Below are 16,634 nucleotides of genomic sequence, written 5' to 3'. Positions count from 1 at the left end.
GAAGACTTGGGAAGCCCCTAAGTCTTCCCTTTTTCTTTGTGTGGCTCTTCTCGACCATTTCACCGTTTCACAGAAACAGTGAAATGGTGTAATTCTTTGTTTTGTCGCGTTTTCTTCACGGGAATCGGTATCCTGTTCCCTCGAAAGCGTTCTAAGCGGGAGACGCTCCGGCTAAAGTATCTTGCGAGATCAGATCGTGTCGCCTGGATCAGGTGTCATTGCGGTAGTTTTGGACCGTCGCGCCGGCGCAATGAATGCTTACACTTTGTGAAAACCTTGGCTTTAGGCTCGGTGATAGAGAAGAGTGAATGCCGACGCGCTCCGGCGCTGTCGGGACGGCAGTGATTCGCATGAGGCATGGCATGGCACGCGCATTGTTTGGCACTGACGGCATCCGTGGACGGGCCAATGGCATCATCACCCCCGAACTCGCGCTCAAGGTCGGCATGGCGGCCGGCCTGGTGTTCCAGCGCGGGGACCACCGCCACCGCGTCGTCATCGGCAAGGATACCCGCCTGTCCGGCTACATGATCGAGAATGCCCTGGTCGCTGGCTTCACCGCCGTGGGGATGGACGTGCTTTTGCTTGGCCCGATGCCGACCCCGGCTGTGGCCATGCTCACCCATTCCATGCGCGCCGATCTCGGCGTGATGATCTCCGCCTCGCACAACCCTTTTGACGACAACGGCATCAAGCTGTTCGGCCCCGATGGCTTCAAGCTCTCAGATGAGCTGGAAGCCCGGATCGAGGCGCTGATCGGCGGTGATATGGGAAGCATGCTGGCGCAGCCGGCCAATATGGGCCGGGCCAAGCGCATCGAGAGCGTGCATGCGCGCTATATCGAGTTCGCCAAGCGGACATTGCCGCGCAACCAGTCCTTTGACGGGCTGCGCGTCGTCGTCGACTGCGCCAATGGCGCCGCCTACCGCGTCGCCCCCGAAGCGTTGTGGGAACTGGGGTGCGAGGTCATCACCATTGGCGATGAGCCGGATGGCTTCAACATCAACCGCGATGTCGGCTCCACCGCACCGGAAGCGCTGGCCGCGAAGGTGCGCGAAGTGCGCGCCGATATCGGCATTGCCCTCGACGGTGACGCCGACCGCGTGCTGATCGTCGACGAAAAGGGCCGTCTGGTGGATGGCGACCAACTCATGGCCGTGGTGGCGGAGAGCTTCCAGGAAGACGGGCGGCTGGCCCGCGAGGGCATCGTCGCCACTGTGATGTCCAATCTCGGGCTGGAGCGCCATCTCGCCTCCCTCGGCCTGACGCTCGCCCGCACGCCGGTCGGCGACCGCCATGTGCTGGAGCACATGCGCAACCACGGCTTCAATGTCGGCGGCGAGCAGTCCGGCCACATCATCCTGTCCGACTATTCCACCACCGGCGACGGGCTGGTGGCGGCACTTCAGGTGCTTGCCATGGTGCAGCGGCGAGGGCGCGCAGTGTCGGAAGTGTGCCACCGTTTTGATCCGCTGCCGCAGATCCTGCGCAATGTGCGCTACAAGAGCGGGCGGCCGCTGGAAAATGACGGCGTTCTCAAGGCCATCGCCGCTGCCGAACTCAAGCTGAACAGCCATGGCCGGCTGCTCATCCGCCCCTCCGGCACCGAGCCGGTGATCCGGGTGATGGGCGAGGGCGATGATCGCGACCTCGTCGAGGCGGTGGTCAGCGATGTGGTGGAAGCGGTCGGCCTGGCGGCGGCGTAGCACCGTCTTCCCGCGACTTCGCACGGGATGGGGCAAGTCGTGGATGTTCGGGCCAGGCCCTTGCAGGAAGGGGGGCGGCTGTTTGGGCGCCGCCTGCCTCAGCCGTCCAGCCGCCGCAACAGGCCGCGATAGATCTCGTCGTCGTCACACAAACCGGCGAGGCGGCCGAGATTGTCGACCAGAAGGATCGGCAGGTCGGTGTGGCGCTTCAGTTCGATCGCCGCTTTCAGTTTGAGATCGACCGGAGCGACGATGCAATCGGCGTCGTGCGCCAGCTTGTCGTCGATTAGCCCCGCCTCGCCATCGGCGGTGGCGAGCACGCCGGTGCGGCCATCGAGATCGAGCGCCACCGGCCGCCCCTCGGCATCGACCTTCACCTTCACATGCCCATCGCGGTCGAGCACCACGGCATCGCCCTCGCGGGCGAGGCTCGCCGCCGGGCGCATCACCGCCGTGCCGCGCAGCACGTTGAGCGGGTTCATGTGCTTGACGAATTCGGCGACATAGGCATTGGCCGGACGCAGCAGAATATCCTCCGCCGTGCCCGCCTGCACGATGCGCCCGCCTTCCATGATGGCGATCTTGTTGCCGAGCTTGAGCGCCTCGTCGAGATCATGGCTGACGAAGACGATGGTCTTGTGGATGCGCCGCTGCAGATCCAGCAACTCGTCCTGCAATTTGTCGCGGATCAGCGGGTCGAGCGCGGAAAAGGGTTCGTCCATCAAGAGGATGTCAGCATCGGTGGCGAAGGCGCGGGCGAGGCCGACGCGCTGCTGCATGCCGCCGGAGAGTTCGTTGGTGTATTTTCCGGCCCAGTTGGTGAGGCCGACCATGGCGAGCTTCTCGTCGACGATGCGGTTGCGCTCAGCCGCGCTCATGTCGCCGCGCAGTTCCAGCCCGAAGCCGACATTGTCGCGCACCGTGCGCCAGGGCAGCAGGCCGAACTGCTGGAACACCATGGAGACGGTGTGCATACGGATGTCGCGCAGCGTGGCCTCGTCGCAATGGGCGACATCAATGGCGGCGCCCTTGTGCTCGACGAGCACCTCGCCGCGCGCCACCTCGTTCAGCCGGTTTATGGCGCGCAGGATGGTGGACTTGCCGGAGCCGGACAGTCCCATCAGCACGCAGATCTCGCCGCGCTCGACGGCCAGACTCACCCCCGCCGCGCCGAGTACGGCGCCGGTGGCGGCGAGGATTTCGTCGCGCGAGCGCCCCTCGTCGATCAGCCTCAGCGCGCCCTTCTGGTCGGCGCCGAAGACGATGTCGATATTGCGGAATTCGACGGCGGCCATGGTTCAGCCCTTTCGCGCGCGGCGCTCGGGCCGCTTGCACACACGATCCAGCACGATGGCGAGGACGACGATGGCGAGACCGGCCTCGAAGCCCATGGCGATGTTGACGGAATTGAGCGCCCGCACCACCGGCTTGCCGAGACCGTCGGCGCCGACGAGGGCGGCGATCACCACCATGGACAGGCTCAGCATGATGCATTGGGTGACGCCGGCCATGATGGTGGGCAGCGCGTAGGGCAGTTCCACCTTGAACAATAGCTGGGTCTTGGTGGCGCCGAACGCCTTGCCGGCTTCATAGAGTGCGGGCGGCACAGAGGAGATGCCGAGATGGGTGAGGCGGATGGGGGCGGGGATGGAGAAGATGACGGTGGAGATCAGCCCGGGCACCGCACCAAGCCCGAAAAGCACAAGCGTCGGAATGAGATAGACGAAGGTCGGGATGGTCTGCATCAGGTCCAGCACCGGGCGGATCGCGGTGTAGAGCCAGGGCCGGTGCGCGGCGGCGATACCGATGGGGACACCGACGACGACGCAGACCAGTGTGGCGCAGATGACCAGCGAGAGCGTCTCCATCGTTGCCGACCAGTAGCCGAGATTGGTGACCAGCAGCAGCGCGCCGACGATGAACACCACCAGCCCGACCGAGCGGTGCACCAGCCAGGCCGCCAGCCCGAACAGCGCGATCAGCAGAAGCGGCGGCACCCAGAGCAGCGCCGCGGTAAAGCCGCCGATCAGCGCGCCCAGCACCAGCGAGACGAAGTCGAAAAACCCCTGACCATGCGTGGTTAGCAGGTCGACAAAGTCGCGGAGCCAGATTCCCAGCGGAATCTTGTGCTCGGTCAGCCAGTCATACATGGTGTGCGTCCCTCACGGCGATGAGAAAATCGACCCGTGCCGGGCCGAGGCGAGCCGTCGGCGGCATTATTCTTTGTCATGGCCGGGCTTGGCCCGGCCATCCACGTCCTTCACGTCATCGAACCCCGGGCGATCGTCTTTCAGGGTGAGGCCGTGGATCCCCGGGCCACGCCCGGGGATAACGTCCTGACATTGTTCACACTGCACGCCGCAGGGATGAAGGGGGGCGTCAGAGCTTCAGCGCCGCCTTCACCGCGGGAACGGCAGGCTTGCCGTCGATGGTGGTGACGCCGGCGAGCCAGGGCTCCCACACGGTGGGATTGGCCTTCAGCCACTTGTCGGCGGCCTTGGCGGGCTCCATGCCGTCGAGCAGGATATAGCCCATGACGACATTCTCGGTGTCGAGCGAGAATTTCAGGTTCTTGATGAAGGTGCCGACATTCGGGCACTCGCTGGTATAGCCGGCGCGGGTGTTTGTATAGATGGTGGCGCCGCCATAATTCGGGCCGAAAACATCGTCGCCGCCCGAGAGATAGCTCATCTTGTACTTGGCGTTCATGGGGTGCGGTTCCCAGCCGAGGAAAACGATAGCTTCCTTGCGGCGCGCCGCGCGCTCCACCTGCGCGAGCATGCCCTGCTCGCTGGATTCGACGAGATCGAAGCCCTTCAGGCCGTATTTGTCGTCCTTGATCATGTCGAGGATCAGGCGATTGCCGTCGTTTCCCGGCTCGATGCCGTAGATCTTTCCGCCCAGCTTGTCCTTGAACTTGGCGATATCGGCGAAGGACTTCAGTCCTTCGTCATAGAGATAGGTCGGCACCGCCAACGTGTACTTGGCACCTTCCAGATTGACGCCGATCACCTCCACCGTCTTGTCGTCGCGATAGGGCTTCAGATCGGCTTCCATCGTCGGCATCCAATTGCCGAGGAAGACGTCGATATCCTTGGTCTGCATGGATTTATACGTCACCGGCACCGAGAGAACCTGCGTCTTCGGGGTGTAGCCGAGCGCTTCCAGGATGGAGGAGGCGAGCGCGGTGGTGGCGGTGATGTCGGTCCAGCCGACATCGGCGAAGCGAACCGTCTTGCACGCCGCCGGCTCGGCAGCCTGGGCGGCGTCGCGGGGCTGGGGAGCGAGGCCGAGCGCCATTCCGAGGGCGGCGGCGGCCATGAAATTGAGCATGCGCATCTTTGTTGTTCCCGTTGGCATCCTGGCAGGATCATGGAACCGGCATGGCCGAACGCCAAGCCCGGTACGGCCGGAATCGACAAGTCGGGGACGGCGGGAACTGTTCGGCGCCCTGTTGGGTCCGGCCCGCTCTGCCCGGATGCGGCCTCTGGAGGCTTCTTTTGAACAGCTATTCAAAACGCGATCGCGCCATTTGTCACGCGCAATTTTTACCCAGAAACGACGAATTTGCGGCGCTTTTCGCGACCATTTGCCGAATTGCGCCGCGGGTGCAGAAGGCTTGCGACGCGCTCAACGGTGGTAGCCCGCCCCGTTCGGTCGGGGATTGCCGGCGCGGGCGATCCATGTATTGTACAGCCATTCAATAGCTCCCTTCCGTCGATCAGGAGGTGCCGGTGGCCCGGGCGAATGCGCAGGCGCAGAAGCCTCCCGCGCGGTTCGATGAGGTGGACGATGAGTCCGATCCGGCCGGCCGGGCCGGTCCGGCCGGTCCGGCGCGTGGGGAGGAGGAGACCCGCCGCCGTGCGCCGGAGGATGTGCGTCGTCGCCAACTGATCGACGCCACCATCGATTCGCTGGCCGAGATCGGCTTCAACGCCTCGACCCTGGCGCAGATCGCGCGGCGGGCGGGCGTCTCGCCCGGCCTCGTCGCGCATTATTTCGGCGACAAGGACGGGCTGCTGGAGGCGACGCTGCGTCACCTCTCGCTGCGGCTCTACCGCGCCACCGCCCAGCGGCTTGCCGCCGCCGACACGCCGCGCGGCCGGGTTCAGGCGCTGATCGACGCCAATCTGGCGCCGGAAGAGTTCGACCAGCGCACCTCAAGCGTCTGGCTCGCCTTCTGGGGGCAGGTGCTGCATTCTGAGCGGCTGCGCCGGGTGCAGCGCATTTATCAGGCGCGCATGCTCGCCAATCTGCGTCACGATCTGCGCGCGCTGGTGGCGCCGGGCGAGGTGCACCGCCTCGCCATCACCATTGCCGCCGTGATTGACGGGCTGTGGCTGCGCTCCTCGCTTTCCGCCGCCGGCGAGACCGACTCGGTCAGCGCCCGGCAGGTCGCCTCCCACTTCGTCGACGCCCAGATCGCCGCCGCCGCGCCGGCGCCCCCCACCAACGGACCCGCGACCATGACCAGCCGTCCCCCGCTGCACGCCAACCATATTGGCGGGCAATACCGCCCGCATGGCGGCGCCACCTTCACCACCTCCAACCCCGCCACCGGCGAGGTGCTGGCGGAGATCGAGATTGCCGGCGAGGCCGAGGTCGAGGCGGCGGTGGCCGCCGCGCGCACCGGGCAGAAGCGTTGGGCGGCGATGACCGGGGCGGAGCGCGGGCGCATTCTCATGCGCGCGGTTGCCCTGCTGCGCGCGCGCAATGACGAGCTGGCCCGGCTGGAGACGCTGGACACCGGCAAGCCGATTCAGGAAACCATCGTGGTCGATGTGCTCTCGGGCGCGGACTGCCTCGAATATTATGCCGGCCTCGCCGCCTCGCTCACCGGCGAGCATGTCGATCTCGGTCCCAGCGCCTTCGGCTACACCCGCCGCGAGCCGCTCGGCATCGTCGCCGGCATCGGCGCCTGGAACTATCCCTTGCAGATCGCCTGCTGGAAATCCGCCCCCGCTCTCGCCTGCGGCAATGCGATGATCTTCAAGCCGGCGGAACTGACTCCGCTCACCGCGCTGAAGCTCGCCGAAATCTATGCGGAAGCCGGCGTGCCGGAAGGCGTGTTCAGCGTGGTGCAGGGCTTTGCCGATACCGGCCGGCTGCTCACCCGCCACCCCGCCATCGCCAAGGTCTCGCTCACCGGCGAGGTCGGCACCGGCAAAAAGGTGATGGCGGATGCCGCCGGCACGCTGAAATATGTGACGCTGGAACTCGGCGGAAAATCGCCGCTCATCGTGTTCGACGATGCCGATCTCGACGATGCGGTGTCGGGCGCGCTGCTGGCGAATTTCTATTCCGCCGGCGAGGTCTGCTCCAACGGCACCCGCGTCTTCGTGCACGAAAAGGTGCGCCCCGCCTTCCTCGAAAAGCTGAAAGAGCGGGTGGCGAAGATGGTGGTGGGCGATCCGCTGGACCCCGCGACGCAGGTCGGCGCGCTGATCTCGCCCGAGCACATGGAAAAGGTGCTCGGCTATATCGAGAAGGGCAAGGCCGAGGGGGCGGTGCTGCTCGCCGGCGGCCACCGCGTCACCAATGGCGCGCTCGGCAAGGGCTGCTTCGTCGCGCCCACCGTGTTCGATGGCTGCGCCGACGGGATGAGCATCGTGCGCGAGGAGATTTTCGGCCCGGTCATGGCGGTGCTGTCCTTCACTGAGGAGGAAGAGGTGATCGCCCGCGCCAACGACACCGATTTCGGCCTCGCCGCCGGCGTGTTCACCAAGGACCTCGCGCGCGGCCACCGGGTGATCGCGCAATTGCAGGCCGGCACCTGCTGGATCAACGCCTATAACATCACGCCGATCGAACTGCCCTTCGGCGGCGCCAAGCAATCCGGCCTCGGGCGCGAGAACGGCAAGGCGGCGATCGAGCATTACACCCAGCTCAAGAGCGTCTACGTCAATCTCGGCCGCGTCGAGGCGCCCTACTGATGTCCGCCGCCGCCCACGATCTCTACGACTTCGTCATCATCGGCGCCGGTTCGGCCGGCTGTGTGCTGGCCGACCGGCTGAGCGCGGAGGGGAGCAACCGCGTTCTTGTGCTGGAATATGGCGGCTCCGACCGTTCCGTGTTCATCCAGATGCCGAGCGCGCTCTCCATCCCGATGAACATGAAGAAATACAACTGGATGTATGAGACCGAGCCGGAGCCGGGGCTGGACGGGCGGCGGATGCACTGCCCGCGCGGCAAGGTGCTGGGCGGCTCCTCCTCGATCAATGGCCTCGTCTATATGCGCGGCGCGCCGGCGGATTTCGACCGCTGGCAGGAGGAAGGCGCGCGCGGCTGGTCCTATGCCGATGTGCTGCCCTATTTCCAAAGGGCGGAAAGCCGACGCGAGGGCGGGGATGAATATCGCGGCAGCGACGGCCCGCTCGCCACGCGCTATGGCACGCTGGAAAACCCGCTCTACCGGGCGTTCATCAGTGCCGCCCAGCAGGCGGGTTACCCCGCCAGCGACGACGTGAACGGCTACCAACAGGAAGGCTTCGGCCGCATGGACATGACCGTCAAGGACGGCGTGCGCTGGTCGGCGGCCAATGCCTATCTCAAACCCGCGATGAAGCGGGCGAACCTGAAGGTCGAGACCCATGCGCGGGTGGAGCGCATCCTGTTCGAAGGGCGGCGGGCCATCGGCGTGCGCTGGTCGCGCGGGGGCGCGACGCATGAGGTGCGGGCGGCGCGGGAGGTGATCCTCTCCGGCGGCTCGATCAACTCGCCGCAACTGCTCAAGCTTTCCGGCATCGGCAGCGCCGATGAATTGCTGCCGCTCGGCATCGAGATGGTGGCGCACCGGCCGGGCGTGGGGGAAAATCTGCAGGACCATCTGGAAATCTATTTCCAGCAGGCCTGCACCCAGCCGATCACGCTCTATTCCAAGATGGGGCTGATCCCGCGCGGGCTGATCGGCGCGCGCTGGCTCTTGAAGAAGGACGGGCTCGGCGCCACCAACCATTTCGAGGCCTGCGGCTTCATCCGCTCACGCCCCGGAGTGGCGTCACCCGACATCCAGTATCATTTCCTGCCCCTCGCCGTGACCTATGACGGGCAGGGGCTGGCAAGCGAGCATGGCTACCAGGCCCATGTGGGGCCGATGCGTTCCAAGAGCCGGGGCTGGGTGCGGCTCGCCTCGGCCGATCCGTTCGCGGCGCCGCGCATCCGCTTCAACTACCTCACCCACCCCGACGACCGCACCGAGTTCCGCGCCGCCGTGCGGCTGACGCGCGAGATTTTCGCGCAGCCGGCCTTCGCGCCCTATCGCGGGCGGGAAATCGCGCCGGGGGCGCAGGTGACGAGCGACGAGGCGATCGACGCCTTTGTGCGCGAGAAGGTGGAGAGCGCCTATCACCCTTCCTGCACCTGCCGCATGGGATCGCCCGCCGATCCGCTGGCGGTGCTCGATCCGCAGATGCGGGTGATCGGGGTCGAGGGGCTGCGGGTGGTGGATTCCTCCGCCATGCCGTCCATCACCAATGCGAACCTGAACGCGCCGACCATCATGATGGCGGAGAAGGCGGCCGACCATATTCTCGGCAAGCCGCTGCTGGCGCCGTCCAACGCGCCGGTCTATGTGGCGCCGAACTGGCAGAGCGCGCAGCGCTAGAGCGTTTTCGAGCGAAGTGGATACCGGTTCGCGTGAAGAAAACGCGAAAAAACAAAGAATTAGATCAAGTCACTGTTTCGATGAAACAGTGAAATGATCTAGGTGTTTTCGGCGGACGCTCAGGGCGGGTTGGTGCCGGTGGGTGCGCTGACACTGCCCGTCGGCCCGTCCATGGCGGCGGCGCGGGCGGCGGCGCCGGGATGGAGCGCCCGCTCGGCCCGGCGCAGATTGCGGGCGCTGCGATAGGTGGTCGCGAGCGTGCGGCGCAGCCAGTGGCGGAATTGGGCGCGCTGGTCGGCCATGCGGTAGCCGAGGGCGGTGAGGCGGATCTCCAGCGCCGCGTCCGACAGCGTCTCGCGGTAGCGCACGAAGATGAGGTGGTGGAGCACCGCGGCAAGGACCAGCATCAGCCCGACCGAGATGACGACATCGGACAGGAAATGCCCGCCAAAGGCGATGCGGTTGAGCCCCACCGCGGCGACGAACAGCCCGATCAGCCCGCCCACCGGCCCGCGCCACTCACGCGGGAGGAACAGGATCAGCGGCAGCAGGCAGGCGGTGGTCGCCGCCTCGCCGGAGGAAAAGGAATGGTTGCCGAGGCCCGAGGGCCCGATCACCCAGGGATCGCCGAACGGCCATGGTCCGCCGAACTCGGTGACATTGATCGGGCGCGGACGGCCCCAATAGGGCTTGAGGATGCCGTTCACCAGCAGGCCGGGGCCGAGCAGGAACAGCGGCACGAAGAACAGCGCGAGGCGCGGCGGCAGCAGGCTGCGCTTGGCGGGGAAGGAGAGCTTGAGCACCAGCCCGATCAGCGCCAGCAGCGGCAGCGACAGCGAGATGTTGGAGGCATAGGTGCGGAAATCCTGCAGCAGCGGGACATGAGCGGCGGGAAAGCCCTTGCCCGGCACATAGAACAGCCCGGCGACAGCGAGGTCGATCTGCGGGACGAGATAGAAGACCAGCGACACCAGAAGGGTGACGGCCACGGCGCTCAGCACGGGCGCACGGGAGAAGACGGCGTTCCTGTTATAGGGAAGGTCGTTCGTATCGGCCATGTCGGTCTGTCTGTCCTGCAGGATCACGGGAGGAAGCATGCGCCGGTGACGGCCGCATGAAGGGGCGGCGCGCTCATCCGCCCGCAGGTGTTGCTCATGATCGGCCTCCCCCTTGCGTGTGCGTCGCCGGCCCCCCGGGAAGCGGTAGGTTGTTAGCCGTTGTTCGCGGCAAATGCATGGGAAAAGGCGCGGTCATCGACGCCAAACTCTGCAGGCGCGTGGCTGACCTGCGCCTGACAGCGGCCTGTTTCAGCGCGGCGCGATGAGGCCGAGCGCGCGCAGATGCGCGAGAATCTCCCGCGCCGCCTCCTCCGGCGCCGGGTCGACCAGCAGCTTGCCGCCGCCGCTCGCCGCCACCGTCGCCGCCTTCAGCCGCTCGGCGGCGGAAGCGCCGGCCGCCGCCTTGGCGATGAGTTTCGGGCGCGGGCGATAGGGCCGCTCTTCCACCTCGCGCGGGGCGGGCACGGCGGCGGCGATCTCCTGCGTCTCGACATGGCCGCGTCGCACACCGGCGAAGGCGAAGGGCAGCGGGCCGGGCGCGGCCGGGTGGACGGTAACGAGCGCCGGCAGCCTCACCACGAGGCGCCGCCGCGCCCCGCGTCCCAGCGCCTGTTCGACGCTGAGCGTGCCCGGCTCGCTCCCCGGCGCCAGTGCGGCGGCATCGGCAAGGATCGGGCGGCCGAGGGCGCGCGCCAGCGTGTAGGGCAATAGCCCGGAATCCTCGCCCCCCTGGCCGCTGCGACCAGCGAGGATGAGATCATAGCCGCCGGCTTCCAGCGCCGCGGTGAGCGCGGGAATGGGGTCGGCCTCCGCTGGTGAGCGCAGATGCAGGAGATGGCCGAGCCCATGGCCGAGCGCATCGCTGAGCGGGCCGATCTCCGGCCCCGCGTGCAGGCCGGTGACTGTGCCGCCGCTGGCCGTGGCGAGTTCCACCGCCAGCCGCAGCGCCTGAAGTTCCACCGGCACCGGGGCCGGGCGGCCGGAGACCTTGTGCCGGCCGGCGGAAAGCAGCAGCGCGATCTTCATGGCGCGCCCTCCTCGCCGAGCAGCCGCAACAGCGCCGGCATCACCTTCTGCGCGTCGGCGACGATGGCGAGGCCGGCGCGCTCGATCATCGCGGCGTGCAGATCGGTGTTGACGGCGATCACATGCTCGCAGCGGGCCACGCCCTGCAGATGCTGCGGCGCGCCGGCAATGCCGAGGGCGAAATAGCCGCGCGCTTCCAGCACCGTACCGGAGGCGCCGACCTGCGCGGCGCGCGGCATCAGCCCGGCATCGCACAGCATGCGGCTGGCGCCCGGCGTGCCGCCCAGCGCCGCCACCAGCGCGCGGAAAGTGGCGAGATCGCTGACGCCATTGCCGGCGGAGACGACGAAATCGGCTTCCGCCAGCGACACCTTCGCCGGATCGGCGGGGATGAACTGGGCGGAGACAAGCGCGCCGCCGGTCGTCTCCGGGAAGGCGAAGGCGACCGGTCGGGCCTCGTGCAGGCTCCCCGTATGCGGGGCGACGGCATCGGGCGCGAGGGTTAGAAGGCGCGTCGGCGCGCCGCGCTGTTCCACCCGCCGCCCGCGCGCGGCGCGGGTGACGGCCTTGGGTGACAGGCTTTCCACCCCCGCGAAGAAGGGCGCGCCGGAGAGTGCCGCAAGCCGGCGGGCGAGGTCGCCGCCCTCCGCGCTTTCCGCGAACAGCACATGGCGCAGATCGAGCGCAGCGAGCGCGGCATTCAGCGCCGCCGTCTTCGCCTCCGGGTCGTAGCCGGTGATGGGCAGCGCCAGCACGCGGTCGGCACCGGCCGCCGCGAGTTCCTCGCCCGGCTGCTCGACAAAAGCCAGCACCGCCCCGCCGCCGGCATCGGCCAGCAGGCGGGCGGCGCCGAAAAGCTGCCGGTCATGGGCGGAAAGCCGCCCGCCCGGCGCATCCGGCACCACGGCGACGAGAAAAGCGGGCTCGGCGATGACCACGCGGCGCGGCGTGGCCTCCGCCTCCACCGGGGCGGGGGCGGGTGCGAAGCTCGCCACGGGCGCGCGCTGGGCGCGGTCCAGCCGGCGGCGCAGCGTGCCGGGCACCAAAGCGAGGCGTTCCTCCGCGCGCGGGTCACGGCGCGGGCGGCCGGAGGTGGCGGGCGTGGTGGCGAGATCGAAGCGCGGGCGGGCGCCGCCGGGCACAAGATGGGCGGCGCGCTCCCCGCGCGGGTCCTTGCGCGGGCGGCTCATGCCGGCACCTGCGTGGTGCGGGCCTGCGTGGTGTGGGTCTGCGCGGTGCGGGCCGGGGCGGTGCCGGCCTTCTCCACCGCCATCAGCACCAGTTCGGCGATGTCGTGAACCGCCGGGCGCTCGCCGGTGACGCCTTCCAGCATGGCGGAGCATTGCGGGCAGGCGACGGCAACGATGCCGGCGCCGGTGGCGGCGGCCTGTGCCATGCGGATATCCGGGATGCGGCGTTCGCCTTCGATATCGGCCACCGGGGCGCCGCCGCCACCGCCGCAGCACATGGCGCGCTTGCCGGAACGCTCCATCTCGCGCCGCTCGATGCCGAGCCGGTCGAGCAGGCGGCGCGGGGCGTCCACCTCGCCATTGTAGCGGCCGAGATAGCAGGGGTCGTGATAGGTGATGCGCGCCGCCTCCAGCGCGCCGACGCTGAGCCGGCCCGCCGCCACCAGCTCATCGAGGAAGGCGGTGTGGTGGACCACCTCATAGGTGCCGCCAAAGGCGCGGTATTCGTTGCGCAGCGCGTGCAGCGCGTGCGGATCGGCGGTGAGAATGCGCGCGAAGCGGTAGCGGGACAGCGTTTCGATATTGGCGCGGGCGAGGCGCTGGAACCCGGCCTCATCGCCAAGCCGGCGGGCGAGGTCGCCGCAATCGCGCTCCTCCGCGCCGAGCACGGCGAAATCGACCCCGGCCTTTTGCAGCAGCGTCACCAGCGCGCGCAGCGTGCGGCCATAGCGCAGATCATAGGCGCCTTCGCCGAGCCAGAGCAGCACGTCGGCCTCGCCCTTTTGCGCCATCAGCGGCAAGGTGAGGCCGGCGGCGAAATCGGTGCGGCCATTGAGCGGGCGCCCGCCCGGCTCGTCGGCATAGCGCAGCTCCATCAGCGGCGCGGCGGCCTTGGCCGGCAGGGCGCCGAGTTCCAGCGTCTGGAAGCGGCGCAGGTCGACGATGGCGTCGACATGCTCGATCATCATCGGGCATTCCTCGACGCAGGCGCGGCAGGTGGTGCAGGACCACAGCGTGTCCGGGTGGATCATCGCCGCTTCGCCGACGATGGGCAGGCCGGGGCCACCCATGCCGGCGACGGGCCGGGCGTTCGGATAGGGGCTGCCGGCATACGTCGCGTTGGTGCCGCCGGGCTGCAGGCTGGCGGCAAGGTCCTGGATGAGGCGCTTGGGGTTCAGCGGCTGGCCGGCGGCGAAGGCCGGGCAGGCCACTTCGCAGCGCCCGCACTGGATGCAGGCGTCGAAACCGATCAGCCGGTTGACCGCGAAATCCTCCGGCATGGCGACGCCGAGGCGCGGGGCGTCCATGTCGAGCGGGGCCAGCGCGGTGGCGCGCTCGCCCTTGAAGCGGCCGGGGCGGGGATGGGCGACAAGATGGGCGGCGCCGGCAAAGGCATGGCGCATCGGCCCGCGGTCGATCTGCAAAGCGAGGCCGATGCCGCCAATGGCCGCGAAGGCGAGGCCGAGCAGCCCGAGCGGGCGCAGCGCCCCACCGAGCGAGGCGTCGAGCGCGACGAGGAAGCCGCCGGCGCTATAGGCGGCGAGCAGGAAGGGCAGGAGCTGGAACCGCCCGCCGGAGAGCCGCGCCGGCTTTGTCGGGTAGCGCCGCCGCCCGACCATCGCCCCGCCGACAAAGGCGGCGGCGAAGGCCAGCGCGGTGAGCCACCAGAACAGGCGGGCGTCGCCCAGCACGGGAATGAGGCCGAGGAGCGCGAGGCCTGAGCCGGCCAGCAGCCCGCCAGCGGCGAGCGCGTGCATGCGGGCGGCATAGGGGTCGCGCCCCACCACATGGTGGACATCGACGAGATAGCGCTTCGGCAGGGCGAGCAGGCCCGCTGCCCAGTCCACCCTCGCCGCGCGGCCGATGCGCCACGCCCGCGCGCGGCGGGCGGCGAGGGCGCCGGCGAGGAGGACCATGACGAGGACGGTGAGGGAGAGGAGAAGCGCGAGGTCCGTCATGGGGCGCCGCCGTCGCTCGTTTCCCGCGGGATGACGGTGCCCATCAGCGCCTCACAGATCCTTGCAGAGCCGGAGCGAATCATAGAGCGCGGCGTGGATGTTGCGCCCGGTCCAGGCGTCGCCGACGCGGTAGAGCGCGAAGCCGGGCTGGCCGGTCCAGCGCGGGGCGCGGCCGGAAATGAGCGCGTCGAGATCGGTCTCGCCATCATTGATGGACGCCCCGCGCAGCGCCTCGAACAGGCCGTCCACGGGCAGCGTGCCGTAATCGACCACCACGCGGTCGATGACGCGCTCCTCCTCCGCATCGGTCATGGTGTTGCGCAAAGCGGCGATGAGGCGGTTGCCTTCGGGGTAGATCTCGATCAGCTCGGTGTTCGGCGTCATCACCACGCCGAGCTTGTACAGCTCGCGCAGATGCACCGGCTTGTTGGTGGTGCCGATCTCCTGCGCGATCTGCACGTCATGCGTCACCATCTCGACGAGGCAGCCCTTTTTCGCCAGCACCTCCGCGGTGGAGGCGGCGTTGTGGCCGCCGATCTCGTCGAACAGCAGCACCGAGCCGGTGGGCTCGACGCGGCCGGTGAGGATGTCCCAGGTGGAGACGGCGTGCTCGTGCCCCTTGGCATGGCCGAGATTGGGCAGGCCGCCGGTCGCCATGATGACGACATCCGGCGCCTCGGCGGCGATGTCTTCCGGCGTGGCGGCGCGGCCGAGGCGGATATCGACGCCCTTCTTCTGCACCTGCGCATAAAGCCAACGCGGAATGCCGGACAGCGCCTCGCGCCAGGTGGCCTTGGCGGCGATGTTGATCTGGCCGCCGACTACCGGCTCCTTCTCGAACAGCACCACCTTGTGGCCGCGCTCGGCGCAGACGCGGGCGGCTTCCAGCCCGGCCGGGCCGGCGCCGACCACCACCACCTTGCGCGTCACCTCCGCCTTGGGGATGACGTGCGGCATGGTGGCCTCGCGCCCCGTCGCCGCGTTCTGCAGGCAGAGCGCGTCGCCGCCGACATAGATGCGGTCGATGCAGTAGCCGGCGCCGACACATTGGCGGATGTCGTCGTCGCGGCCTTCCATCAGCTTCTTGACGAGATGCGGATCGGCGATGTGGGCGCGGGTCATGGCGATCATGTCGACATGGCCCTCGGCGACGGCGCGGGCGCCGGTGGCGAGATCGGTGACGCGCTGGGCGTGGAAGATCGGCACCTCCACCTCGCGCTTGATCGCGCTCGGCAGATAGAGGAAGGGCGCGACGGGGAAGGACATGTTGGGCAGCGAGACGGCGTGGGACATCTCGTCCCGCGCCTGGCCGCCGACGATGTTGAGGAAGTCGACAAGGCCGAGCTTCGCATATTCCGAGGCGATGGCGACGCAGTCCTCATGGCTGAGGCCGTCGGCGATCATCTCGTCGCCGGACATGCGGATGCCGATGACATAATCATCGCCGGTGGCCTCGCGCATGGCGGTGAGCACTTCCTTGCCGAAGCGCATGCGGTTTTCCAGGCTTCCGCCATATTCGTCCGTGCGCTGGTTGACCGAGGGGCTCCAGAACTGGTCGACGAGATGGCCATGGGCGGCGGAAATCTCGCAGCCGTCCAGCCCGCCCTCCTTGCAGCGGCGGGCGGCGTCGGCGAAGGCTTTGACCACGCGGCGAATGTCGTGCTTGTCCATGGCGCGCGGCACGGTGCGCGAGGCCGGCTCGCGCCGCACCGAGGCGGAGATGGTCGGCAGCCAGTTCTCGGTGTCCCATTTGGTGCGTCGGCCCATATGGGTGAGCTGGATCATCAGCTTGGCGCCGTGGGCGTGCACCCGCTCGGCGAATTGCTGGAAATAGGGGATGACGCTGTCGTCGGTGACGGAAATCTGGTTCCACGGCGCCGCCGGGCTGTCGATCGCCACCGAGGAGGAGCCGCCGAACATGGTCAGCCCGATGCCGCCTCTGGCCTTTTCCATGTGGTAGAGCTGATAGCGCTCCTGCGGCTTGCCGTCCTTGCCGTAGCCGGGCGCGTGCGAGGTCGACATCACCCGGTTGCGGATGGTGAGGCCCTTGATGGTCAAGGGTTTGAGAAGTGCCTCGGCATTGGCGATCATGA

Annotated in this window: 11 protein-coding genes; 3 read left to right on the top strand and 8 right to left on the bottom strand. The window is 68.1% G+C overall.

Features of this window, described 5'->3' with window-relative positions; all coding sequences use genetic code 11:
- Nucleotides 1-362: 362 nt before the first annotated feature.
- The gene (gene glmM, locus AAC979_RS14415; protein ID WP_371347566.1) at nt 363-1,706 is read left to right on the top strand and encodes a phosphoglucosamine mutase; all 1,344 of its coding nucleotides are present in this window, start codon (nt 363-365) and stop codon (nt 1,704-1,706) included.
- A gap of 98 nt (nt 1,707-1,804) precedes the next feature.
- Here the strand turns inward: glmM and choV are convergent, their stop codons facing one another.
- The 3 genes from choV to AAC979_RS14400 all read right to left on the bottom strand — a co-directional run bounded on the left by choV (nt 1,805) and on the right by AAC979_RS14400 (nt 5,039).
- Nucleotides 1,805-3,001 (bottom strand): choline ABC transporter ATP-binding protein, encoded by a 1,197-nt coding sequence (gene choV, locus AAC979_RS14410; protein ID WP_371347565.1) that lies wholly within the window; start codon nt 2,999-3,001, stop codon nt 1,805-1,807.
- A 3-nt stretch (nt 3,002-3,004) separates the two neighbouring features.
- Nucleotides 3,005-3,856 (bottom strand): choline ABC transporter permease subunit, encoded by an 852-nt coding sequence (choW, locus tag AAC979_RS14405; protein ID WP_371347564.1) that lies wholly within the window; start codon nt 3,854-3,856, stop codon nt 3,005-3,007.
- Between the two features lie 229 nt (nt 3,857-4,085).
- Nucleotides 4,086-5,039, bottom strand: coding sequence for a choline ABC transporter substrate-binding protein (locus AAC979_RS14400; RefSeq protein WP_371349062.1), 954 nt, complete (start codon nt 5,037-5,039; stop codon nt 4,086-4,088).
- Between the two features lie 401 nt (nt 5,040-5,440).
- Here AAC979_RS14400 and betB point away from each other — a divergent pair, with 401 nt between their 5' ends.
- Both betB and betA read left to right on the top strand, forming a co-directional pair.
- Nucleotides 5,441-7,639 carry a betaine-aldehyde dehydrogenase gene (gene betB, locus AAC979_RS14395; protein ID WP_371347563.1) on the top strand — a complete coding sequence of 733 codons (2,199 nt, stop codon included), beginning with the start codon at nt 5,441-5,443 and terminating at the stop codon, nt 7,637-7,639.
- Nucleotides 7,639-9,309, top strand: a complete 1,671-nt coding sequence (gene betA, locus AAC979_RS14390; RefSeq protein ID WP_371347562.1) for a choline dehydrogenase — start codon at nt 7,639-7,641, stop codon at nt 9,307-9,309. Before betB ends, betA begins: the two co-directional genes overlap by 1 nt.
- Before the next feature lie 119 nt (nt 9,310-9,428).
- Here the strand turns inward: betA and AAC979_RS14385 are convergent, their stop codons facing one another.
- The 5 genes from AAC979_RS14385 to AAC979_RS14365 all read right to left on the bottom strand — a co-directional run bounded on the left by AAC979_RS14385 (nt 9,429) and on the right by AAC979_RS14365 (nt 16,632).
- Nucleotides 9,429-10,367 carry a phosphatase PAP2 family protein gene (locus AAC979_RS14385; RefSeq protein WP_371347561.1) on the bottom strand — a complete coding sequence of 313 codons (939 nt, stop codon included), beginning with the start codon at nt 10,365-10,367 and terminating at the stop codon, nt 9,429-9,431.
- A 249-nt stretch (nt 10,368-10,616) separates the two neighbouring features.
- Nucleotides 10,617-11,393 carry an electron transfer flavoprotein subunit beta gene (locus AAC979_RS14380; RefSeq protein WP_371347560.1) on the bottom strand — a complete coding sequence of 259 codons (777 nt, stop codon included), beginning with the start codon at nt 11,391-11,393 and terminating at the stop codon, nt 10,617-10,619.
- A complete protein-coding gene (locus AAC979_RS14375) occupies nt 11,390-12,583 on the bottom strand; it encodes an electron transfer flavoprotein subunit alpha/FixB family protein (RefSeq protein WP_371347559.1) in 1,194 nt (397 codons plus the stop codon). The genes AAC979_RS14380 and AAC979_RS14375 overlap by 4 nt, the downstream gene beginning before the upstream one ends.
- Nucleotides 12,580-14,541 (bottom strand): DUF3483 domain-containing protein, encoded by a 1,962-nt coding sequence (locus tag AAC979_RS14370; RefSeq protein ID WP_371347558.1) that lies wholly within the window; start codon nt 14,539-14,541, stop codon nt 12,580-12,582. Before AAC979_RS14370 ends, AAC979_RS14375 begins: the two co-directional genes overlap by 4 nt.
- Nucleotides 14,542-14,592: 51 nt before the next feature.
- The gene (locus tag AAC979_RS14365) at nt 14,593-16,632 is read right to left on the bottom strand and encodes an FAD-dependent oxidoreductase (RefSeq protein ID WP_371347557.1); all 2,040 of its coding nucleotides are present in this window, start codon (nt 16,630-16,632) and stop codon (nt 14,593-14,595) included.
- Nucleotides 16,633-16,634: the final 2 nt, after the last annotated feature.

Source organism: Ancylobacter sp. IITR112, from assembly GCF_041415945.1.
Classification (GTDB): Bacteria; Pseudomonadota; Alphaproteobacteria; order Rhizobiales; family Xanthobacteraceae; genus Ancylobacter.
The sequence above is the reverse complement of the archived record's forward strand: the minus strand, read 5'-3'. Positions and strand labels throughout refer to the sequence as shown.